Origin of the sequence: Devosia sp. RR2S18 (genome assembly GCF_030177755.1) — a bacterium.
Lineage (GTDB): Bacteria > Pseudomonadota > Alphaproteobacteria > Rhizobiales > Devosiaceae > Devosia > Devosia rhizosphaerae.
This window is the reverse complement of record NZ_CP126539.1, coordinates 991,172-1,012,986: the sequence shown is the minus strand read 5'-3', so window position 1 is coordinate 1,012,986 and position 21,815 is coordinate 991,172. Positions and strand designations below refer to the sequence as shown.

General features: G+C 62.6%; 21 protein-coding genes. 15 read left to right on the top strand and 6 right to left on the bottom strand.

Going from position 1 to position 21,815, the window contains the following annotated elements; genetic code table 11:
• Window positions 1–3 precede the first annotated feature (3 nt).
• Window positions 4–1,155 carry a tRNA 2-thiouridine(34) synthase MnmA gene (gene mnmA / locus QOV41_RS04895; RefSeq protein ID WP_284579922.1) on the bottom strand — a complete coding sequence of 384 codons (1,152 nt, stop codon included), beginning with the start codon at window positions 1,153–1,155 and terminating at the stop codon, window positions 4–6.
• 269 nt (window positions 1,156–1,424) lie between these two features.
• Between mnmA and QOV41_RS04890 the strand changes: the two genes are divergently transcribed.
• The 3 genes from QOV41_RS04890 (at window position 1,425) to sciP (ending at window position 4,051) form a co-directional block, all read left to right on the top strand.
• Window positions 1,425–2,882: a flagellar hook-length control protein FliK gene (locus QOV41_RS04890; RefSeq protein ID WP_284579921.1), complete on the top strand. Its 1,458-nt coding sequence runs from the start codon at window positions 1,425–1,427 to the stop codon at window positions 2,880–2,882.
• A 12-nt stretch (window positions 2,883–2,894) separates the two neighbouring features.
• Window positions 2,895–3,584: a flagellar hook assembly protein FlgD gene (locus QOV41_RS04885; protein ID WP_284579919.1), complete on the top strand. Its 690-nt coding sequence runs from the start codon at window positions 2,895–2,897 to the stop codon at window positions 3,582–3,584.
• A gap of 188 nt (window positions 3,585–3,772) precedes the next feature.
• Window positions 3,773–4,051, top strand: a complete 279-nt coding sequence (gene sciP / locus QOV41_RS04880; protein ID WP_035085775.1) for a CtrA inhibitor SciP — start codon at window positions 3,773–3,775, stop codon at window positions 4,049–4,051.
• 72 nt (window positions 4,052–4,123) lie between these two features.
• Here the strand turns inward: sciP and QOV41_RS04875 are convergent, their stop codons facing one another.
• Window positions 4,124–4,741 carry a glutathione S-transferase family protein gene (locus QOV41_RS04875; RefSeq protein ID WP_284579913.1) on the bottom strand — a complete coding sequence of 206 codons (618 nt, stop codon included), beginning with the start codon at window positions 4,739–4,741 and terminating at the stop codon, window positions 4,124–4,126.
• 154 nt (window positions 4,742–4,895) lie between these two features.
• On the opposite strand from QOV41_RS04875, the gene fliF reads away from it, so the two are divergent.
• Genes fliF through flhA form a run of 6 tightly spaced genes read left to right on the top strand, consistent with a single transcriptional unit; the run spans window position 4,896 to window position 12,169 of the window.
• Complete coding sequence (gene fliF / locus QOV41_RS04870; RefSeq protein WP_284579912.1) at window positions 4,896–6,527, top strand: flagellar basal-body MS-ring/collar protein FliF; 1,632 nt, start codon at window positions 4,896–4,898, stop codon at window positions 6,525–6,527.
• A gap of 5 nt (window positions 6,528–6,532) precedes the next feature.
• Entirely contained in the window at window positions 6,533–7,615 is a 1,083-nt protein-coding gene (gene fliG, locus QOV41_RS04865; protein ID WP_284579911.1) for a flagellar motor switch protein FliG, read from the top strand.
• Window positions 7,616–8,275, top strand: a complete 660-nt coding sequence (locus QOV41_RS04860) for a FliH/SctL family protein (RefSeq protein ID WP_284579910.1) — start codon at window positions 7,616–7,618, stop codon at window positions 8,273–8,275. It begins immediately after the preceding gene.
• Window positions 8,276–8,331: 56 nt separating this feature from the next.
• Window positions 8,332–8,622 (top strand): flagellar motor switch protein FliN, encoded by a 291-nt coding sequence (fliN, locus tag QOV41_RS04855; RefSeq protein WP_284581179.1) that lies wholly within the window; start codon window positions 8,332–8,334, stop codon window positions 8,620–8,622.
• A gap of 14 nt (window positions 8,623–8,636) precedes the next feature.
• Window positions 8,637–10,004 carry a sigma-54-dependent transcriptional regulator FlbD gene (flbD, locus tag QOV41_RS04850; RefSeq protein WP_284579909.1) on the top strand — a complete coding sequence of 456 codons (1,368 nt, stop codon included), beginning with the start codon at window positions 8,637–8,639 and terminating at the stop codon, window positions 10,002–10,004.
• 29 nt (window positions 10,005–10,033) lie between these two features.
• Window positions 10,034–12,169, top strand: a complete 2,136-nt coding sequence (gene flhA, locus QOV41_RS04845) for a flagellar biosynthesis protein FlhA (protein ID WP_284579908.1) — start codon at window positions 10,034–10,036, stop codon at window positions 12,167–12,169.
• Here flhA and QOV41_RS04840 read toward each other — a convergent pair.
• Window positions 12,166–12,777 (bottom strand): LysE family translocator, encoded by a 612-nt coding sequence (locus tag QOV41_RS04840; RefSeq protein WP_284579907.1) that lies wholly within the window; start codon window positions 12,775–12,777, stop codon window positions 12,166–12,168. The genes flhA and QOV41_RS04840 overlap by 4 nt on opposite strands.
• Window positions 12,778–12,878: 101 nt before the next feature.
• Here QOV41_RS04840 and QOV41_RS04835 point away from each other — a divergent pair, with 101 nt between their 5' ends.
• The 3 genes from QOV41_RS04835 to QOV41_RS04825 all read left to right on the top strand — a co-directional run bounded on the left by QOV41_RS04835 (window position 12,879) and on the right by QOV41_RS04825 (window position 15,757).
• On the top strand, window positions 12,879–13,331 hold the full coding sequence (locus tag QOV41_RS04835; protein ID WP_284579905.1) for a GNAT family N-acetyltransferase: 453 nt from the start codon (window positions 12,879–12,881) through the stop codon (window positions 13,329–13,331).
• A gap of 319 nt (window positions 13,332–13,650) precedes the next feature.
• Window positions 13,651–14,745, top strand: a complete 1,095-nt coding sequence (locus tag QOV41_RS04830) for a PRC-barrel domain-containing protein (RefSeq protein WP_284579904.1) — start codon at window positions 13,651–13,653, stop codon at window positions 14,743–14,745.
• Window positions 14,746–14,833: 88 nt separating this feature from the next.
• Complete coding sequence (locus QOV41_RS04825; protein ID WP_284579903.1) at window positions 14,834–15,757, top strand: PRC-barrel domain-containing protein; 924 nt, start codon at window positions 14,834–14,836, stop codon at window positions 15,755–15,757.
• 29 nt (window positions 15,758–15,786) lie between these two features.
• On the opposite strand, the gene fliJ is transcribed toward QOV41_RS04825, so the two are convergent.
• Window positions 15,787–16,200, bottom strand: a complete 414-nt coding sequence (gene fliJ / locus QOV41_RS04820) for a flagellar export protein FliJ (RefSeq protein ID WP_284579901.1) — start codon at window positions 16,198–16,200, stop codon at window positions 15,787–15,789.
• Window positions 16,201–16,253: 53 nt separating this feature from the next.
• A complete protein-coding gene (gene fliI, locus QOV41_RS04815; RefSeq protein ID WP_284579900.1) occupies window positions 16,254–17,582 on the bottom strand; it encodes a flagellar protein export ATPase FliI in 1,329 nt (442 codons plus the stop codon).
• A gap of 428 nt (window positions 17,583–18,010) precedes the next feature.
• On the opposite strand from fliI, the gene ctrA reads away from it, so the two are divergent.
• From ctrA to QOV41_RS04800, 3 genes are all read left to right on the top strand, one after another.
• The gene (gene ctrA, locus QOV41_RS04810) at window positions 18,011–18,718 is read left to right on the top strand and encodes a response regulator transcription factor CtrA (RefSeq protein WP_284579898.1); all 708 of its coding nucleotides are present in this window, start codon (window positions 18,011–18,013) and stop codon (window positions 18,716–18,718) included.
• Between the two features lie 156 nt (window positions 18,719–18,874).
• Window positions 18,875–20,089, top strand: a complete 1,215-nt coding sequence (locus tag QOV41_RS04805) for a coiled-coil domain-containing protein (protein ID WP_284579896.1) — start codon at window positions 18,875–18,877, stop codon at window positions 20,087–20,089.
• A 20-nt stretch (window positions 20,090–20,109) separates the two neighbouring features.
• Window positions 20,110–21,372, top strand: coding sequence for an RNA polymerase sigma factor (locus tag QOV41_RS04800; RefSeq protein ID WP_284579894.1), 1,263 nt, complete (start codon window positions 20,110–20,112; stop codon window positions 21,370–21,372).
• Here the strand turns inward: QOV41_RS04800 and QOV41_RS04795 are convergent.
• A complete protein-coding gene (locus tag QOV41_RS04795) occupies window positions 21,369–21,734 on the bottom strand; it encodes a response regulator (protein ID WP_284579892.1) in 366 nt (121 codons plus the stop codon). The two genes, QOV41_RS04800 and QOV41_RS04795, sit on opposite strands and share 4 nt — an antisense overlap.
• Window positions 21,735–21,815: the final 81 nt, after the last annotated feature.

Genomic DNA, 21,815 nt, shown 5'->3' with positions numbered 1-21,815 from the left:
GTCCTAGGCGACCAGCGCCTGCGGCACGGCTTCGGCGATGAAACCACCGCCCAACACTTCCGAAGTGCCGGTGTCATCGGCGTAAAAGACGCAAGCCTGCCCCGGCGAGATGCCGTATTCGCCGCTGACCAGCGTCACATAGACATCCTCGCCGCGCATCTGGATGACCGCCGGCTGCGGGCCGCGGGTGGAGCGCACCTTGACCTCGACCGGCGCCCCATTGCCGGCGCTGGCTTCGGCTAATGGCCGGGCACCCAGCCAGTTGACGTTGCGCAGGCGCACGGTATGGGTCTTGAGCGCCTCGCGCGGGCCCACGATCACTCGGCCAGTCTTGTGCTCGAGCTTGACCACGTAGAGCGGCTCGCCTGCGGCCACGCCAAGACCTTTCCGCTGGCCGATGGTATAGTGAACGATGCCCTCATGCTTGCCCAGCACGCGGCCGTCGAGATGGACGATCTCGCCTTCGGCCACTGCTTCGGGATGCATCTTGCGGATGATATCGGCATATTTGCCCTGCGGCACAAAGCAGATGTCCTGGCTGTCGTGCTTGTCGGCGATCTCAAGGCCCATGTCGCGGGCGAGCTCGCGCACTTCGGCCTTGCCCATGCCGCCCAAGGGGAAGCGCAGGTAATCGAGCTGATCCTGGGTGGTGGCGAACAGGAAATAGCTCTGGTCGCGCTCGGCATCGACGGGGCGAAAGAGCTGGCGGCGGCCATTAGCGCCAAGCCGGCTCTGCACGTAATGCCCCGTTGCCAGGGCGTCGGCGCCCAGATCCTGCGCCACCGTCATGAGGTCGACGAACTTGACCGACTGGTTGCAGGCGATGCAGGGCACCGGCGTCTCGCCCTGCTGGTAGGCATTGGCGAAGGGCGCGATGACGCTTTTCTTGAAGCGCTCCTCATAGTCGAGCACGTAATGGGGGATGCCCAGCTTGGCCGCGACCCGGCGGGCATCATGGATGTCCTGCCCGGCGCAGCACGCGCCCTTGCGATGGGTGGCCTCGCCATGGTCGTAAAGCTGGAGGGTGACGCCCACCACTTCATAGCCCTCGCGGGCAAGCAGGCCAGCAACGACCGAGGAATCCACGCCACCCGACATGGCGACGACGACGCGCGTGTCTTGGGGGCGCTTGGCGATATCAAGCGAGTTCAGCATCTTTGGTATCCGGTTGGGGTCAAGGGCCAGCGGACGAATGTCGCTGGGTTCTACGATGGATCGCGGTTGCTGGCAATCGAGCGGACCGGCGGCAAGATTTGCCGGGCACGCCGACCGGATCTGCCGGGATCGGGTGGGTTCGTTGTCGTTGCCGCTGGTTGAGACGGCAAAACAACGTTGAAAACAGTAGGGTTTTCGCCCGAGGCGCGAATTGGCAAGGCGCTTGCATCGATAGGGCTGGATTAGTCTTTCGTTCGGGATCGCCTGCCGTGGCATCACACTTGACCGTTACCTCATCGTCCAGCGCCGGCGCCGCCAGGGGCTTTGGTCAGCAGGCCGCCAGCGGCGACAGCAATGGCCGAGGCGTCTTCGCGGCCCTCTTGGGCGGATCGAACGCCGCCGGCCAGGGCACGACCACCAGTTCATCCTCCAAGAGCAATCTCGACATGAGCCTGGGCGGGCTCGTCGACCTATCGCTGGGCTTCGGCGAGGGGGAGGCGGCGGAGAACCCCGAGGCGCTGGCAGCCGCGATCGACGCGCAACTGCCGTTCCAGGCCGAAGCTCGCGACGCGTTCAACGCCTTGATCGAGGGCCTCGGCGCACTCAAGGCCCAGCTCGACGCCGGCGAGGCACCCTCGCCCGAATTGCTGCAGACCCTCGATGCTGCGCTGGGCGACCTCGCCGGTGCACTTGGGCTTGACCTCTCGGCACTCCCTTCCCCAGATGAACTCGCCGCCATCGCCAAGGGTGTGCTCCCCGACGAGGCCGGCCTTGGCGCCAAGCTGACCGCGGCACTCGCGCCGCTCGCCCAGCAACTGACGACCGGATCAGGCGAAACGGCCGAGGCGGACCTGCTGAAATCCATCGGCGACAAGCTCGACGCCGAGAAGCTGGCCCAGCTGGGGCTGGACCCGGCGAGCCCCGCCGACGCAGCGCTGGAAGCCGCGCTCGCCAAGCTCTCCGGTGCGCCTGCCTCGGTCGACGCCAGCGCCAACGCGGTGGAACTAGGCGAGGCCGAACTCGAACTTACCGAACCGGTGCTGACCGGCAAGGGCGTCGAAGGGGGCGAGGCCAACGCCAACGGAACGCCGGACGGCAATGCCGGTGGCGAAGGTAAGCCGCACGATAATAAAGGCGCTGAGATCAAGCCGGCCGCGGTTGCCGCAGCAGCTCAAGCCGAGGCCGAGGACCCCAGCGCAGTCGCGGTGCCCAACCAGCAGCAGGCGCGCGTCGATGCAGTGGCGGCCCCCCGGGTCATCCAGGCCGGCTATCAGACCAGCCAACAGCAACTCAACCTGCCCCAGATCGCCTTCGAACTGGTGCGCCAGGTCCAAGACGGCAACAGCCGCTTCCAGATCCGGCTCGATCCGCCCGAACTGGGCAAGATCGAAGTCAAGCTCGATATCGGTCAATCCGGCCAGATCAACGCCCATCTGACCGTCGAGCGGGCCGAAACGCTCGACCTCATTCAGCGCGACCAGCGCGCCCTGGAGCGGGCATTGCAGCAGGCTGGGCTCGACGGGGCCAAGACCAACCTGGAATTCTCGCTTAAGCAGAACCCGTTCAGCGGGAGCGGACAGGAACAGGGCCAGGGCCAGGGCCAGGGTGGCAACGGCCGCCAGCCTGGGTTTGGCGGGCTTGCCGCCAACGATAGTGAAGAGCCAGCGCCCATTATCAGCCTTTACCGCGGCAGCCTCAGCGCCAGCGGCGTCAACATCATCGCGTAAGGAGTAGGGATCATGGCCGTAAACGGCGTTTCGGGTACCGGCACCAGCCAGATGGCGAACTCCCGCTCCACGATCGCGGAGAACTTCGACACCTTCCTGAACATCCTCACCACCCAGCTCAAGAACCAGAACCCGCTCGAGCCGCTCGACACCAACCAATTCACCCAGCAATTGGTGCAGTTCACCGGCGTCGAACAGCAGCTCAAGACCAATGAGTTCCTCGAAACGCTGATGCTGTCGACGCAGAACACGGCCAAGTCCGAGGCCGTGTCCTATATCGGCAAGCAGGTGACCGCTTCGGGCAAGACCGGCACGCTGACCGACAGCGAGGCCGTGTTCTGGGCTTATGACGCCGAGGCTGCCGTGCCCAATGCCACGGTTACGGTCAAGAATGCCAACGGCACGGTGGTTTACCAGGAGACCGGATCGCTCAATGCCGGCCCGGGCACCTTCCGCTGGGATGGCATGGGCAGCAATGGCAATATGCAGCCCAACGGCACCTATTCGATCGACATCAAGGGTACCAATCTGTCCGGCAACGCCATCGCGGTTTCCACCTCATCGGTGGGCATCGTGACCGCCGTCGACTTCACCACGGACATTCCCATGCTGACCGTGGGCAACGCCAAGGTTGCCATCACCGATGTCACCGACGTGCGCGTGCCGACCCAAAGCGGGACTGGAACACCGACGTCGAACTGACGGACGATCAGCGTCTAACACTCGCTTTCACAGCCCTATTGCAGAGCTCGGCCCGACCCCGGTCCGGGCTTTTCAATTGCTTGAAAAGCAACACTAATCTTAACCGGTTGTAAGTTTCCCCTTAGGGGTATTTTAAGGGCACTGCCCTACTCTTTGTACTCATATGGTCAGGTTGAGTAGAGAGTAAAATGACCGTACAAATGCGTCCTCGCGTTAAGTACGTAATCGGACCGGACGGTAGTCCGCTCACGATCGCAGACCTCCCGCCCGCTAATACCAGGCGTTGGGTCATCCGCCGTAAAGCTGAAGTCGTTGCTGCCGTTCGCGGTGGTCTGCTCAGCCTCGAAGAGGCCTGCGAACGCTATACCCTTAGCGTCGACGAATTCCTGAACTGGCAAGCCGCCATCGACAAGCATGGCCTCGCCGGTTTGCGCACCACCTGGATCCAGCACTATCGTGAAGGCTGATCCAGGCCACTAAGCGTCACAAGATCTAGGGCCCGCCGGTTACCACTGGCGGGCCCCTTCTGTTTGCTCGACCTATGGCGTTTGCGCCGTCATCCACCTGGCTGCCGCCGGGCGAGCTTTAAGTACCTCGTAGTAACGGCGGATCGCGGGGAATTCCTGTTTCTCGGCCGGAATTTCCATCCAGCGATGGATAGACAGGCCAAGCACGATATCGGCAATGGTAAACTCGCTGCCGGCAATGAAGCCTTCCCCCCGGGCGAGTTGGGCTTCGAGGATTTCCATCTTAGCCGACCACTTGCCCATGGATTCGGTGATCTTAGCCGGATCATCAAAGCCGGGTGCCTTGCGGATCAGTGCCATCACCGCATAGCCCCATGGCACGTTGAGCTCGCTTGCCTGCCAGCCCAGCCATTGCAGCGCCACCGCCCGCTCCTCGAGCTGGTCGGGCAAGAGGATGCTTTCGCGCTCGGCCAGATAGATCAGGATGGCGTTGCTCTCCCACAGGGCGAAGTTGTTCTCCACCAGCACGGGCACCTGCCCGTTGGGGTTGAGCGCGAGGAACTCGGGGACCTTGGGGTCCCGCAGCGGCAGGCCCCAATCCTCCTGCTCGTATTCGAGCCCCAGCTCGTCGAGCGCCCACAGCACTTTGCGCACATTGATGGACGTGACCCGTCCGAGCACCTTCAACATTCATCCCTCCTTAACCGAACCCGGCAAGTTCTGCCCTAATTCGCATTCTGAAACGAGAGGTTAAGACAATGTTTACCATCCACTAGGTAATTTTTGCCCAGCGGTCGCATACCCCTTTGCGGCCGCAGAGATTCCCTTCGATTCGAGTACCCGCGTGGACAACTTCACCCAGCTGATCAACCGGATAGGCCTGCCGCGCATCGCGGCCATGGCAACCGTGGCAGTGCTCATGCTGGGTTTCTTTGGCTTCCTGATCCTGCGTTCGCAGGCGCCGAACTTCGCCCCGCTCTATACCGGCCTCAGCCTCGAGGACTCCTCGGCCATCGTGACCGAGTTGCAGACCCTCAACGTGCCCTATGAGCTGCGCGGCGAAGGCGACACCATCCTCGTGCCGCGCGAGCAGATCACGACGCTGCGCATGAATCTGGCCGGCTCGGGCCTGCCCCAGCGTGGCCAGGTTGGCTACGAGATCTTCGACGAGCAATCGACCCTGGGAGCCACCAGCTTCGTCCAGAACATCAATAATGTACGCGCGCTCGAAGGCGAACTGGCCCGCACCATCACCTCACTTGCCCGCATCAAGTCGGCTCGCGTTCATCTGGTGCTGCCCGAGCGCGAACTCTTCCGTCGCGAGCGCAAGGACCCTTCCGCCTCGATCGTGCTGTCGGTGCGGGGCGAATTGGGCACCAGCGAAATTCGCGCCATCCAGCACATGGTCGCTTCCGCCATCGAGGGTCTCACCCCCAGCCGCGTCTCCATCGTTGATGACCGCGGCAACCTCCTGGCCTCGGGCACCGGCGAGGAAATCGAAGGCGCCATGTCCGGCGAAGCTGCCGAGCGGACGCTAGGCTTTGAAAACCGCCTCCGCACCCGCGTCGAGGACATGCTGGCCAATATCGTGGGCGCCGGCCGGGCGCGCGTCGAAGTTGCCGCCGAGATCGACTTCAATCGCTCCACGGTCACCCAGGAAACCTTCGACCCCGAGTCGCAGGTCGTCCGCTCCAGTCAGGTGCGCGAGAGCGAAAGCCTGTCGGGCGGCACCGAAGGCCAGGTCACCGTTGCCAACGAGTTGCCCGGCGCGTCCCAGAACAATGGCGCCGAAGGCACCACCGAGCAGGGCAGCACCACCGAAGAAATCACCAATTACGAGATTTCCAAGACCACCCAGACCACCGCCACCGAAGCTGGTTCGGTCAAGCGCCTCTCGGTTGCCGTGGTGGTAGATGGGACCTATGCGACTGATGCCGAGGGCAATACCACCTACACCCCGCGCACGGCCGACGAGATCGCGCAGATCCTGACCCTGGTCCGCTCGGCCGTGGGCTTCTCCGAAACCCGCGGCGACAGCGTCGAAGTGGTCAACATGCAGTTCGCCGAGCGGCCTGAACTCGCCGTGCCGGGCACGGACGGCACCGGCGGTCTGCTCGACTTCACCCGCGACGACCTGATGAACGCCGCCGAGATGGCCGTTACCCTCCTCATCGCCTTGGCACTCGTCTTCTTCGTGATGCGCCCGCTGCTCAAAAAGGTGCTGACACCCGAGACGCAGCCACTGGCGCTGCCCGAAGCGGCTGAACTGAGCCATCACGCGACCCTGGGGCCAAATGGCCAGGTGGTACCTGAACTGATCGAAGAACCCAAAGACAAGACGCCGGCCTGGGTGGCCAATGCCAAGTCGATGGGCGAGACCCAGCTGCAGACGCTTAAGACCGTCGGCACGCTGGTTGAGGAAAACCCCAAGCAAGCCGCGCTGATCGTGCGCGACTGGCTGGGTAGCGCGGCATAGACATCATGGCTCTTGTTTCCCAATCCACCGACCTCCCCGACGCTCAGTCCTCTGCCAGCAAGCAGCTGACTATTGGGTCCGATGCAACGCAACGCGTGCTCAAGGGCGACGAGAAGGCCGCGGCCTTGCTGCTGGCCCTAGGGCCCGACTATGGCCGGCCGATCTTCAGCGAACTCGACGAACTCGAAATCAAGCAGCTCTCGCGCGCCATGGTGCGTCTGGGCCCGATCACCCAGGAAATGCTGGACGACCTCATGATCGAGTTCGTCACCACCATTTCTTCCAACGGCTCGCTGTCCGGCAATACCGACTCCACCGAGCGCCTCCTGCTGAGCTTCCTCTCGCAGGACCGGGTGGATTCCATCATGGAGGAGATCCGTGGCCCGGCTGGTCGCAACATGTGGGAGAAGCTCTCCAACGTGCAGGCGGACGTACTCGCCGCCTATCTCAAGAACGAATATCCCCAGACCATCGCTGTGGTGCTCTCCAAGATCGCCACCGACCACGCCTCCAAGGTCCTCGCGGTGCTGCCCGAGGAATTGGCCATGGACGTGGTGCAGCGCATGCTGGGGCTCGACCCGGTGCAAAAGGAAATCCTCGAAAAAATCGAGACCACCCTACGCACCGAGTTCATGTCGACGCTCAACCACTCCAAGCGTCGCGACAGCCACGAGCAGATGGCGGAGATCTTCAACAGTTTCGACCGCCAGACCGAAGCACGCTTCATCACCACGCTTGAAGAGAATAATCGCGACGACGCCGAGCGCATCAAGTCGCTAATGTTTACCTTCGAAGATTTGGCCAAGCTCGAGGCCTCGGCCGTGCAGACACTGCTCACGCGCATTGACAAGAAGGAGCTGGCGATGTCGCTCAAGGGCGCCAACGAGGCGGTCAAGGAGTACTTCTTCGCCAATATGTCGGGCCGCGCCGCCAAGCTCCTGCGCGACGACATGGAGGCCATGGGCCCGGTCCGGCTCAAGGACGTGGACGAGGCACAAGGCCGCATGGTCTCCACCGCCAAGGATCTCGCGGCCAAGGGCGAGATCGTCATCCTCAAGACCAAAGCCGACGACCAGATGGTGGCGTAAGTGGGACAACCGGCACGCTTCACCTTCGATCTCGACCTGGGCAACCGGCCGACCAACAAACCGGCGCCGCCGCCGGTGCCCACCGTGCCCGAGGAACTGGTGGCGCAATTGGTCGCGCAGGCCCGCGAGGACGCCTATGCCGAAGGCCTCGCTCAAGGGGAGCGCAATGCCAGCGCCCAGGCCGCGCAGACCCTTGCCGCTGCCGCCGGCACGCTGGCGACCCGTAGCATCGAGATGACGGCAGCCCTGGACGATGCCAGGCTGGAGGCGCAGCGCGAAGCCATCGATCTCGCCGCCAGCATCGGCCGCAAGCTGGCCCTTCATCTGCTGGCTCGCTACCCCACGGTCGAGCTCGATGCTCTGATCGGGGAATGCATGCAGAGCCTGGGCGGGGTGCCGCATCTGGTCATCCGCTGCCATCCCGACCTAGCCGACGGCATTCGCGAAATCGCGACGGGCCACATGCACACCTCGGGCTTTTCGGGCCGGCTCATCGTCATGGGCGACCCCGAACAGCGCCTGGGCGACGGTAAGCTCGAATGGGTTGATGGCGGGCTGGTCCGCGACATCGGCGCGGTCTCCAAGGAGATCGACCGCAAAATTGCATCCTATCTCGCCGCCCGCAGCGGCAACCCGACGACAGAGGAGAGCGGCCATTGAGCGCTTCCGATTCCGATAGCGACACCACCGCCCGCGAGGACTTCGACCTCGAGGAAATGGCCGCGCCCCGCCGGGCCGGTGGCCCTGAGGCCCATGTGGAGCGCAGCGCCGCCGATCTCGAGGCGGTGTTCGACGTGCCCGTGCGGGTCTCGGTGGTTCTCGGCCGCACCAAGATGGCCGTCAGCGAGCTCCTCAAGATGGACGTTGGCACCGTCATCGAACTGGACCGCCAGGTCGGCGAAGCCGTCGAAATCTTCATCAATGAACGCCTCGTCGCTCGTGGCGAAATCGTGCTGGTCGATGGACGCCTGGGCGTCACCATGACCGAAATTATCAAGCCGCAGTAAGGAGCTCGGAAACCATGCGTCTCCTCATCGTCGGACCGCTCGAAGGCCAACTCACTACCGCCACCAAGATGGCCATGGAGGGTGGCGCCAAGGTTGCCCACGCCCCTTCGGTGGAAATCGCACTCGCCTCGCTCCGCGCCGGCAAGGGCGCCGACCTGCTGCTGGTCGACGTGGCCATGAACATTGCCGGGCTGATCGCGGGCCTGGAAGCCGAGCGCATCGCCATTCCGGTGGTAGCTTGTGGCGTCGAGGCCAATGCCGCAGCGGCGGTCAACGCCATCCGCGCCGGGGCCAAGGAGTACATTCCCCTACCCCCCGACGCCGAGCTGATCGCCGCCGTGATCGCGGCCGTGGCTCGGGACTCCAGCGAATTCCTGTTCCGCGACCCTGCAATGGAGCGGGTGGTCAAGATGGCCGACCAGATCGCGGGCTCCGATGCCTCGATCCTCATCACCGGCGAAAGCGGTACGGGCAAGGAAGTCATCGCCAAATATGTGCATGCGCGCTCCAAGCGGGCGAGCAAACCGTTTATCTCGGTCAACTGCGCGGCCATTCCCGAAGCGCTGCTCGAATCTGAGCTGTTCGGGCATGAGAAGGGCGCCTTTACCGGCGCCGTCGCGCGCCGCATCGGCAAGTTCGAGGAAGCCTCGGGTGGCACGCTGCTGCTCGATGAAATCTCCGAGATGGATGTGCGCCTCCAGGCCAAGCTCTTGCGCGCCATCCAGGAGCGCGTGATCGACCGTGTCGGTGGCACCAAGCCCGTGCCGGTTGATATCCGCATCCTCGCCACTTCCAACCGCAATCTCAATGAGGCCGTGCGCGAGGGCAGCTTCCGGGAGGACCTGCTGTTCCGCCTCAACGTGGTGAACCTCAAGCTCCCCGCCCTGCGCGACCGGCCGGGCGACATCGTTGCCCTCTCCGAGCACTTCGTTGCCAAATATGCCAAGGCCAACGGGCTGCCGCCGCGCGAACTCGCCCCCGATGCGCGCGCCGCCCTGCTGAAAGCGCCATGGCCGGGCAATGTCCGCGAACTGGAAAACACGCTCCATCGCGCGGTGCTGCTTTCATCGGGCGATATCATCGACGCCGACGCGATCGTGCTGCCCGACGGCATGGGTCTGGCCGAGGCGGCGCAGGCGAGCTCGCTCTCCGCGCAACTGGCGCAGACCGCCGAGACCATGAGCCGTGCCCTCGTGGGCCGCACCGTGGCCGATGTGGAACGCGATCTTATCCTCGACACCCTCGACCACACGCTGGGCAACCGCACGCACGCCGCCAACATCCTGGGCATCTCGATCCGCACGCTGCGCAACAAGCTCAACCAATATGCCGACGAAGGAACCCATGTTCCCGAGCCCGGCGAGCGGCGGAGCGTGGCGTAATTGGCTAGCTCCAGCGGCGGCGCCACCCGATGACCGATCTCCCCACGTCGCCCCGGCCGGGCTTTAAGATCCCCTCTGCGCGCAGCGTTGTCGACATGCTGCGCTCGGGCGACATCGCGCTCGCCACGGGCGTCATGGGGCTCATCGTCATCCTCATCGTGCCGCTGCCGCCGCTGCTGCTGGACGGCTTGCTCGCGGTATCGATCGTCTTTTCGGTCATGATCCTCATGACCTCGCTGTTTATCCAGAAGCCGCTGGAATTCTCGAGCTTTCCAACGGTGCTCCTGATCGCGACCATGCTGCGGCTGGGCCTCAATCTCGCCACCACCCGCCTCATCCTCGCGGAGGGCCACACCGGAACCGATGCCGCCGGCCACGTGATCGAAGCCTTCGGCAATTTCGTGATGCGCGGCAATTTCATCATCGGCGTGGTGGTGTTCGCGATCCTTGTCATCGTCAACTTCATCGTCATCACCAAGGGCTCGGGCCGTATCGCCGAAGTCGCCGCCCGCTTCAGCCTCGACGCCATGCCGGGCAAGCAGATGGCGATCGACGCCGACCTCTCGGCCGGCCTTATCGATGAAGACACCGCCAAGAAGCGCCGCGCCGACCTTGAAGGCGAAAGCGCCTTTTTCGGCAACATGGACGGTGCCAGCAAATTCGTGCGCGGCGACGCTATCGCCGGCCTCATCATCACCTTCATCAACGTCATTGCCGGCATGGTGATCGGCATGATGCAGGAAGGCCTCTCCATCCAGGAGGCCGGCAATGTCTATACGCTGCTGACTATTGGTGACGGCCTTGTCTCGCAAATCCCCGCGCTGATCGTCTCCACCGCCGCGGGTATTCTCGTGTCTAAGTCCGGCGTGGTCGGCTCGGCCGACAAGGCGCTTTCGGCCCAGTTCACCGGCTATCCCCGCGCCTTGGGCATGTCCTCGGCGGTAATGGCGGCCCTGGCATTCCTGCCCGGCATGCCCATTATTCCCTTCCTGGCGCTGGCGGGCGGGGTCGGCTATATGGCCTGGCGGGCAGCCGGAACCAAGGACCAGCGAGAAGCCACCGAAGCCATGGCCGACCTCAAAAAGGCCGCTGAGCAGCCCGGTGCCCCCGGCGCGCCATCGGCCGAGCCGCCCATCACCGACTCGCTCAAGATCGACGAACTCAAGCTCGAACTGGGCTATGGTCTGCTTAGCCTCGTCAAGGAAGACGAGACCGGCTCGGATCGCCTCACCGAGCAGATCAAGGCCCTGCGCCGCCAGCTGGCAATTGAGCTGGGTTTCGTCATGCCGCCCGTGCGCATCCTCGACAACATGCAGCTCGAGCCAAATGTCTACAAGGTCCGCATCAAGGAAGTGGAGGCCGGCGCCGGCGAGATCTACGCCAGCCAGCTCATGGTTATGGATCCCTATGGCAACCAGATCGACCTGCCGGGCCACCACACCACCGAGCCCACGTTCGGCCTACCCGCGACCTGGATCGAACCCGCCTTGCGCGACGAGGCCGAATTGCGCGGTCTCTCAATCATCGATCCCTCGACGGTGATCTCAACCCACCTCACCGAAGTGCTCAAGGCCAATGTCGCTGACCTCCTTAGCTATGCCAACGTGCAGTCGCTCCTTTCGGGCCTGCCCAAGGATCAGCAAAAGCTCGTCGAGGATATCGTTCCCGGCCTAATCTCGGTTTCGGGGGTGCAGCGCGTGCTGCAGACGCTCCTCACCGAGCGCATCTCCATCCGCGATCTCTCGACCATTCTTGAGGGCATTGCCGAGATTGCCGGTCCCGGTCGCTCGACCCAGATGATCGCCGAGCATGTGCGCTCGCGTCTGGCCCGCCAGCTCTGCGCCGCCAATCTTAACGGTGACGGCAATCTGCCGCTCCTCACGCTCTCGCATCAATGGGAGCGCGACTTCGCCGAAGCCATGGTGGGCGAAGGCGACAACCGGCACCTTGCTATGGCGCCGTCGCGCCTGCAGCAATTCATCTCGGCCACCCAGCAGGGCTTTGAGCGCGCCGCTCAGGCCGGCGAGATCCCGGTGCTGATCACCTCGCCCTCGATCCGGCCCCATGTCCGCGCCATCATCGAGCGCTTCCGTCCCCAGACCGTGGTCATGAGCCAGAACGAGGTTCATCCCCGGATCCGCCTCAAGACTGTCGGCAGCATCTAGCGGTCAGTCAGCGCCAGCCGGACACTCAGGAGCACGAAGGATGCGGCGAAGGTTCGGCGCGTCCAGGCCATGATGGATGGGCGGCTGATCACCTGTCCGCGAATAGCGGCGGCAAACAGACCATAGATCGCAAAGACCACGAAGCTCACCACCATGAACACCCCGCTCAATTCCAGCATGCGGAGAACGGCGTTTGGCGTCGCGGCCGGAACGAATTGCGGCAGGAAAGCAAAAAAGAAGATCGAGAGCTTGGGGTTGAGAATGTTGATCAGGATGCTCTCGACGATCACCTTGCCCGCCGATTTAGGGGTCCGATCGGCCTCGACGCTCAACGAGCCGGTATCGCGCAACGTCGCCCAGGCCATGTAGAGCAGGTAGGCAACCCCCGCATATTTGATGATCTCGAAAGCGAGTGCGCTGGCATGAAGCACCGCCGCCAGCCCAGTGATTGCCGCGAGCATATGCGGCACGATACCCAGGGTGCAGCCGAAGGCCGCCCAGACACTGGCGCGGCTGCCGCGCGAAAGTCCGGCTGCGATGGTATAGAGCGCGCCCGTGCCGGGGGAGATCACGACAACCAGAGTTGTGATCAGGAATTCGATGCTCATCTTGGTCTTCCCCTGGGTGTGCGGATGATGCTTACACGTGGCACAAGCTCTTCGCTAGGCGGCGATTGAGCCCGGCTGCGCCTCACGCTAAAAGGCGGGCCATGACCCAGCCCACCATCCTCGTCGCCCCGCCTTTTTCCACCCTCTGCAATGCCGCCTTCGCGCTCCGCCGCGAGGTCTTTGTTTGGGAACAGAAGGTGCCTGAAGAAGAGGAGCACGATGCCGATGACATGACGGCGACCCACTTCGTCGCTGTGCTGGAGGGCGAAGTGGTGGGCACGCTGCGCATGATCGACAAGCCCGAGCACCTCAAGATCGGCCGGGTTGCCGTGCGGTCACTCTTCCGCGGCCGCGGCATAGCGCGGCTGATGATGCTGGCAGCAATGGAGCATGGTCGTGCCCAGGGCCAGAACCGGTTCTATCTCACCGCCCAGACTGACAAGATCGGCATGTATGAAAAGCTGGGGTTTGTGGCCTTTGGCGAAGAGTTTCAGGACGGCGGCATGCCACATCTGGCGATGCGCACCTATGATCTCGCGGCGCTGCCGTGTTAACCAGTTCATAAGGGATTAACGCTGTCGCAAGGCAGGTGCTTCCCTGCCCTGATGCTTGCCCATAACTTTGGGAGGCGGGAAGTGCTGCGCTACGCGACCGGCGCTGCTCCCAACCAAAGACCGCCAGGGAGGCGGAGAAGGCCGGCCTCGTTTCACGAGAGCCGGTCTTTTCAATTCAGGTGACGTTGATGCTCACGGAATTGGGAACAAGAACGATGATGGGGCGTTGTCGGAAGCATCAAGGGCCACGCAGCGTTCAACCGGCAAGTTTACCGCCACGTGGCCCGTCCATCACGACAATGAACCCTTGGAGCGTTAAATGATCCGCACTCTGCTGACTAGTACGGCTGTCGCAATGTTGATGACGGCTGGCGCCGTCGCACAGGATGCTGTGGTAACCGAACTGGCTCCGGCCAATGAAATGGCCCCTGGCGCTGAAGTTGAGGCTGTCGAGGTCGAGACTGTTGAAGTCGAGACCGTCGAAGCCGAGCCTGCCGATACCAACGCCATTGCGACCACCGGCATGGCCATGGAACCCTGGGAAATGAACCAGGGCTATACGATGGCGGACACCGACAATCTCGCCACCGAACTCATGGATATGCCAGTCTATTCGTCCGCCATGGATGATGCCGATGAAATCGGCAATATCACCGACATGGTCTTCAACGAGCAGGGCCAGATTCAGGCCGTGATCGTGGGTGTGGGTGGCTTCCTCGGCATCGGCGAGAAATCCGTTTCGGTTCCGTTCGATCAGCTGCAGTTCGTCGTCGCTGAAGACAATACCGAGCGTTGGGTGGTCGAGACCACTGCTGAAGAACTTGAGCAGGCACCTGACTTCATCACCCGCGACGACAACGCAATAGGCGCTGAAGGCATCGGTGGCGCAATGGACCCGGCAGCCGATGAGAACTTGCTGACCGACTCCGAGACCATTGGCGCCAATGACCCCAATGCTGTGGTCGTGGCTCCTGCCCCCGCTGCCGGCACCACCGGCTCGATGGCACCTGCTACCGATCCTGCTCTTGTCGAAACCGAGACCATGGGTACCGAGATGGGTCTCGGCATGGAGCGTGAAGGATACGCAGCCGTCGAGGTTGATGCCCTGACCGCTGACAACCTGACCGGCGCCACCGTTGTTGGCCCGACAGGCGAAGATATCGCCGAAGTCGGCGACATCCTGCTCAGCCAGGACGGCCGGGTGGAAGCCATGCTGATCGACTTTGGCGGCTTCCTCGGCATCGGCCAGAAGCGCGTCGCCGTTGGCATGGAGAACCTCCAGTTTGCAGCCAATGAAGGCGGCGACCTGCTGGTCTACACCGACTTCACCCAGGAGCAGCTGGAAGCCCAGCCAGAGTTCGACGAAGAGCTCTACCGCCAGGATCCCAACAGCATGCTCGTCACCGACATGTAATCAGCCTTGCCGGCTGAGAACGATGGGGGGCAGCGCATCCGCGCCGCCCCTTTTCTTTTGAACACCTGGATAGAACGGGGGAACGACCATGCACTCCAAACTTCTTGCCACTTTGGCCATGGGCCTGATGAGCACGGCTGTCCTTGCCCAGCCAATTACCCTGGAGCGGCCGGGTAGCCGTCAGTTGGACGCCGTCGGTCTGACGCCGCCACCGGTCCTGTCGGAAGGCGTGAGTGTTTCCGCCGACCAGACCTTGGTCCGGCGGGTTCTCGGCGCCCCGGTGATCTCCAGCACCGCGGCGGACGCGGAGACTATTGGCACAATTAGCGATCTCCTGATGTCTCCCGGTGGGCAAGTAACCGCCGCAATCATCGGCGTGGGTGGCTTTCTGGGCGTCGGCGAGAGAGACGTAGCGGTCGATTTCGAGCAGTTGCAGCCGGTGCCGCAGGCGGACGGCACACAGATTTTCGTTTTGGCCACCACCGCCGATGCGCTGGCCGCGGCGCCACCCTTTATTTGGGAAGACAGTGAAGCCGCTCGTGGTCCCTCGATGACCCCCGAACAGGAACAGCAGCAAATGTTACCGGGCGACCCGAATGCGGTCCCGGTCGATCCCGACCTCACCACCGATCAGCCCGTTCAGGTAGAACAGGCCAGTCGACTGGATCGCACCAGCCTCTCACAGCTCGACAGCACCGCGCTAACGGCCGATCAGTTGCGTGGGTTGGGTGTCTATGGGGTCAATGATGAGTTGATCGGCACCGTCAGCGACGTCATAGTTTCGCTTGATCAGGGCATCGATGCGCTCATCGTGGATGTAGGCGGCTTCCTCGGCCTGGGATCCAAGCCCGTCGCTGTTGGATTCGAGAACCTGACCTTTGCGACCGACAATGCTGGTTATGGCTATGTGTTCGTCAACGCCACGAGCGAGCAGCTCGAGCAGCAGCCCGCCTATGATCCCATCACCTACAATCAGCAGCGGGATGTGCAGCGGATGCGGACGACGCCCTAAGCGGGCGCCTTCCTGGTGTGCGATTGGGTCTAGCGGCTGCGGAAGCGCAGCCGGCCCATTTCGTCATATTCAGACTGCTCGACCTTGAGTTGCTCGTCACGTTCGCGCTGATGTTCGCGCTGGTCGAGCAGTTCGACTTTCTTGAGGTCTTCAAGCGCTTCGGCGAGCGCATCCTGCGCGGCTTCGAGTTTGCCCCTCATGTCGTTGGCTGAAGCAAGAAGATTGTCCCGCCGCACCGAAGCGGCCTTGGCAAAGGTCGAATAGGCAAAGTGCGCCACATCGGAAATGCCGGTTTTGGTATGTTCGATCTCGATCTGCTGGTCGAGCTCGGCGGCCATGCGCTCGAAGTCGGCAACCATCATCTCGATCTGGCTGACCTGACGACGCTTCTCGTCCACCTGGAACTTTTTGAGCCGAATAAGGCTCTCGCTGCGCGATTTCACGACCTGTACTCCCTACACACCAAGTCAGTTCCGGAGCCTGTTACCACGCCCCGTCAGCCTGCCACGCCGGCCTCGGCCACGATAGCCGCGAGCTGATCATAGCCCTCGGCAATACTGGTCGTTTCTTCCCGGCTCTGGCCCAAAAAAGCCTCAAGTGCCGGATAGATGGCTATGGCGCGGTCCACTTTCGGATCTGACCCTTTCCGGTAAGCCCCCAGCCGGATCAGTTCCTCCATGTCCGAATAGATGGACATGAGTTCCCGCGCCTTGGCCAGGACCGGCCGAACATCGGCCGGCACACACCCTGGCATGGTGCGCGAGATGGACCGAAGCACGTTCACCGCCGGGTAGCGACCCCGTTCGGCAATACCGCGCTCCATTACGATGTGCCCGTCCAGAATGCCGCGTACGGCGTCCGCAATAGGCTCATTGTGATCGTCACCTTCCACCAAAACGGTAAAAAGTCCGGTAACAGAACCGGTAGAAGGCGTTCCGGGTCCGGCGCGCTCGAGCAGCCGCGGCAATTCGGTGAAAACCGTCGGGGGGTAACCCTTGGCAGTCGGGGGTTCACCGATGGCCAGCCCGATCTCGCGCTGCGCCATCGCAAAGCGGGTGAGACTGTCCATCATGCAGAGCACGCGCTTGCCCTGGTCGCGGAAAAATTCGCTGAGCGCCAGGCTCATAAAGGCGGCCTGCCGGCGCATCAGCGCCGCCTCGTCGGAGGTGGCGACGACGACCACCGCGTTGGCAAGTCCCTCTTCGCCCAGATATTCCTGGATGAACTCGTGCACCTCGCGGCCGCGCTCGCCGATCAGGCCGATCACCGCCACATCCACATTGGTGTTGCGCGCCAGCATGGACATAAGCACCGACTTGCCCACACCCGAGCCGGCGAAGATGCCCAGCCGCTGCCCTTCGCAGATGGTGGTGAAGGTGTTGAGGCACCGTACCCCGAGATCCAGCGGCTCGCCCACGCGTACGCGATCATGCGCGGCCAAGGGAGACTGCTGCAGGGGATAAGCCAGTGCGCCGCGCGGCAGCTCGCCCTTGCCGTCGATGGGTTCGCCATTGGCATTGATCACCCGGCCCAACCAGCTTTCGGAAGGGAACGCCGCGCCGTCATGGCGCTGGAACACTGCCTTGCAGCCCAGCCGCACGCCACTCAACTGTCCGAAGGGGAGACACAACGCATGACCATCCTTGAAGCCGATGATCTCGGCGGCCAGCTGCCCACCATCGGCGCCTTCGATCTGCACACGCCCCCCGACCCGCAATTCGCGGACTGGCCCCACGATTTCGATGAGCAGGCCCTGGACGGATTTCACCCGTCCATAGACTTCCACATCATCAATTGCTTCGATCGCTGAAATCAGCGGTTTCATCGTTCAGGGTCCGTTCATCTGCGTGGCGGAACTGTGGCAAGTCTTTGTCCAGCATCCTTGCGGATCGAATCAAGCAGTAACCACACGTTAACGCAAAAACTGCTATCCAGACTGCTGGAGCCTCACGGCTGCGCCCTTGGCGCCCGTCTGCCCGAACCCCCGCAAATCGCCACAATTGCTTGAGTCCACAGAGTCGGTTGGCGTGGCTACTTAAACCATTTTCTTAAGAAAATTGAATCTAATTAACCCATATTTTTCAATGTGTTAAACTTAATTCACCCTAACGGCTTTTGCGTATTGCCGAAGCGAATTAAACTTTGTTAACTATTTGGGCTTAGGGTTCAGTCATATCCAGTACGGACATGAGGCGCGTCCTGTTCGCTAGGCCTCATGATGTTCCAGCAGGAACGAATGACAAGGGGAATATAATGCGGGTACTCCTTATTGAGGACGACAGCGCCACCGCGCAGAGCATCGAACTGATGCTCAAGTCCGAGAGCTTCAACGTCTACACCACCGACCTCGGCGAGGAAGGCGTAGATCTCGGCAAACTCTATGATTACGACATCATTTTGCTGGATCTCAATCTGCCCGACATGAGCGGCTATGAGGTGCTCCGCACCCTGCGCGTCGCCAAGGTGCAGACGCCGATCCTGATCCTTTCGGGTCTGGCCGGCATTGAGGACAAGGTCCGTGGCCTCGGCTTTGGTGCCGACGACTACATGACCAAGCCGTTCCACAAGGACGAGCTCGTGGCCCGCATCCACGCCATCGTCCGTCGCTCCAAAGGCCACGCCCAGTCGGTCATCCAGACCGGCGAGCTCACCGTGAATCTCGACACCAAGACCGTCGAAGTCCAGGGCCAGCGCGTTCACCTCACGGGCAAGGAATACCAGATGCTGGAGCTGCTTTCGCTCCGGAAGGGCACGACCCTCACCAAGGAAATGTTCCTCAACCACCTCTATGGTGGCATGGACGAGCCCGAACTCAAGATCATCGACGTGTTCATCTGCAAGCTGCGCAAGAAGCTCTCCGTCGCAACGGCCGGCAAGAACTACATCGAAACCGTCTGGGGCCGCGGCTATGTGCTGCGCGAGCCCGATGAAGGCGAAGGCTACTCAGAAAACGTGGCCTGACCGCATCAGCGCCATCGTGTTTCCAGGGCCCCGTGCAGCAATGCGCGGGGCCTTTGCTTTGCGCCGCTCTTGTGCTGACATGCAAGCACGGGCCGCAGGTGGAACCCCCATCCTGAGGGCACGTTAGCATCGCATCAGCTCCGGAGCCCTCTCGATATGGCAAGCGCCTCCAAACGCCTTCGCGACCCACTCGTCCTCGTGATCCTCGTGCTGGCGGTAGCCGGCTGGTTGGCCTTTCTGGCCATGTGGATCAATTCCAATTCGCAATATCAAGAGCAGCAAGAGGCGCTGGTTCTCCTGACCACCGAGCGCGATACGCTCGCCGCAGCTGTGGCAGAGCGCGAAGCTGCCGAAGGGAGCCTTGCCGAGATAGAAGCCCAGATCACCGCCGCTCAGCAGGAATTGGCGCAAAGCAATGCCGCGCTCGAAACCGCCCAAGCGGAGTTGCAAACGGCGCAGCAGAACCTCTCCACCACGGCCGCTGAACTCGAAGCACGCCGTCAGGAACTCGCCGGACTCACCGACCAGGTCACGCCGCTCCGCGAAGAAGCCGAGCAGTTGACGGCGCAGCTGGAAGCTGGCGAAGCGCAACTGGCCGAGATGGAGCAGCAACTGACCGACGTCGGAGCGCGGCTGGAGCAGGCCCGCCGGCAGGAGGCCACCATCACCGCCAATGTCGCGCAGGTCAGCGAAGAAGCAGCCACAACGACCGAGGAACTGGCGACCACCCAAGCGGAGCTGCAGGCGGCCCGCGAGCAGATTGCATCGGCACAGGTGCAATTGGCTGATATTGCCACACAGACCGAGGCTGCGGGAGCTGAACTGACGACGCTGCGCTCCAACATCGATGAGTTGGAGGCGCAACGCGCGCAACTGCGCGCGGAGGTTGAGAACTACGCCACGCAACGTCAGCAGCTCCAGCCGCAAGTGACCGATTTGGCGCAAACACTAGCCTCGCGCAGTGAAGAGCTGGCAGCAGTCGAGCGACGCATAGCCGAGGCGACAGCAGCTGCCCGCGCACCTGATGCTCAGGCAACTGGAAACCAGACCACCGACAGCGGCTACGGGAACTATGTTTCGGGCGGCGACAGCGCAGTCCAAGGTCTCGTACTGGAACTCAACGAGGACGACACGTTCCTCCTGACCGATCCCCGTGGCCGCACAGTGAGCGGAGCGTTCGTTCTGAGCGACGACCAGTTGGTTCTCGAGGATGGATCTGGCGACATCGGCGACGCATCCTTCCCGATGACATGCCCCGCAACACGGCAGGATGGCACTTTGGTGATCGGACCTGCCGATGAGTGCATTCTGTCGGGAATGCAGTTCACTCGTGAAACCCCTGCCCAACGGCCGCTCTTGCCTCAATCCTGAGGGAATGATGTCATTCTGCCATGAGCGACGCAGCAGCAATTAATCGCGCGATCGAAGCCGTGGTCCGCAATGAGCGGCCACGGCTTGTTGCCGGGCTGATGCGCATGACGCGCGATTTGGCGTTGGCCGAAGAACTGGCTCAAGACGCCCTTGTGGTGGCGCTAAATGCCTGGCCCCGGAGCGGCATTCCAGGCAATCCAGCAGCCTGGCTCACTCAAACTGCCAAACGCCGGGCGATCGACTATTTCCGGCACAAGAAAATGGCTGCGGCCAAACTGGAGGAAATTGGCCGTAGCATCGACGATGGCGCACAAGATCACATTGAGCAACTTCATGAGTCGTTGGATGATGATGTAGGGGACGACCTGCTGCGCCTCATCTTCACCTCTTGCCACCCCGTCCTGTCTGCCGAGTCTCGGGTCGCCTTGACACTGCGGCTGCTGGGCGGGCTGACAACCGAGGAAATTGCGCGGGCGTTCCTGACCGCGGAGCCGACGATTGGGCAGCGCATCGTTCGAGCCAAGCGCACCATCGCGGAAGCTGCAGTTCCCTTCGAGGTGCCGCGAGGTGCCGATCGGCAGGAACGGCTCGCCTCTGTTCTCGGGGTGGTCTACCTGATCTTCAACGAAGGCTATTCGTCCAGCACGGGCGATGATTGGATCCGGCCCCAGCTCTGCGATACAGCCATTCAACTTGGCAGGGTTCTCACGCGGCTGATGCCAGCTGAGCCGGAAGTTCATAGTCTTCTGGCGCTTATGTTGCTGCAACATTCGCGCGCCACCGCCCGTACGGATACCCAAGGTGAGCCAGTCCTCCTGAGCGACCAGGACCGTTCTCTTTGGGACAAAGGCAGGATCGAGGAAGGGCTGGCGGCGCTGGAGCGAGCGACCGCGCTAGGTGGCGCAGACCAGCCCTACGCCTTGCAAGCCGCGATCGGCGCCTGTCACGCCCAGGCGAGCAAACACGAAGATACGAACTGGAGGAAGATCGCCGAACTCTATGGCCGCCTTGCTGCCCGGGCCCCCTCACCGGTGGTCGAGCTCAACCGGGCGGTTGCGGTTTCCATGGCCGAGGGGCCAGCGGCCGGGCTCGCTCTGGTCGACCGCATAAAGGACGACCCGGCACTGCAAAAATACCATCTGCTGTTCGGCATCAGGGGCGATTTGCTGAGTAGGCTGGGCCGGCATACCGAAGCCATGCTGGAGTTTCGCCGGGCAGCCGACCTCACGCGGAATGACCGGGAGCGGCGCTATCTGCTCGGCCGCGCGGCGGTGGCGAGCTAGGCCACCAGATCCATGTCGAACTTGGCTTCGAGCAGGGGCCGGTCAAAGGGCTTGAGGATATGGGCGCTGGCGCCGGCCTTGCGGGCCATGGCGATGTGGCCGATGTCGTTTTCGATGGTGCAGTACACCACATAGGGCTTCTCACCACCGACATAGCCCCTTAGTAGCTTGAGGAATTCCAGCCCGCCCATAATCGGCATGCTCCAGTCCAGGAGAATGGCGTCGGGCATTTGCTGCCGGCATTTATCATAGGCTTCCTGCCCGTCTTCCGCCTCGTCGACCACATAGTCCATGTCCTCGAGAATGCGGCGCGCCACTTTGCGCACCACACTCGAGTCATCGACAATCAGGCAGGACTTCATCGGAAAACGGGCTCCGCAGAGACTGACGCACCAATCGATTATGAACGGCACATGCTACGGATTGGTTAGCGGACTGTACCG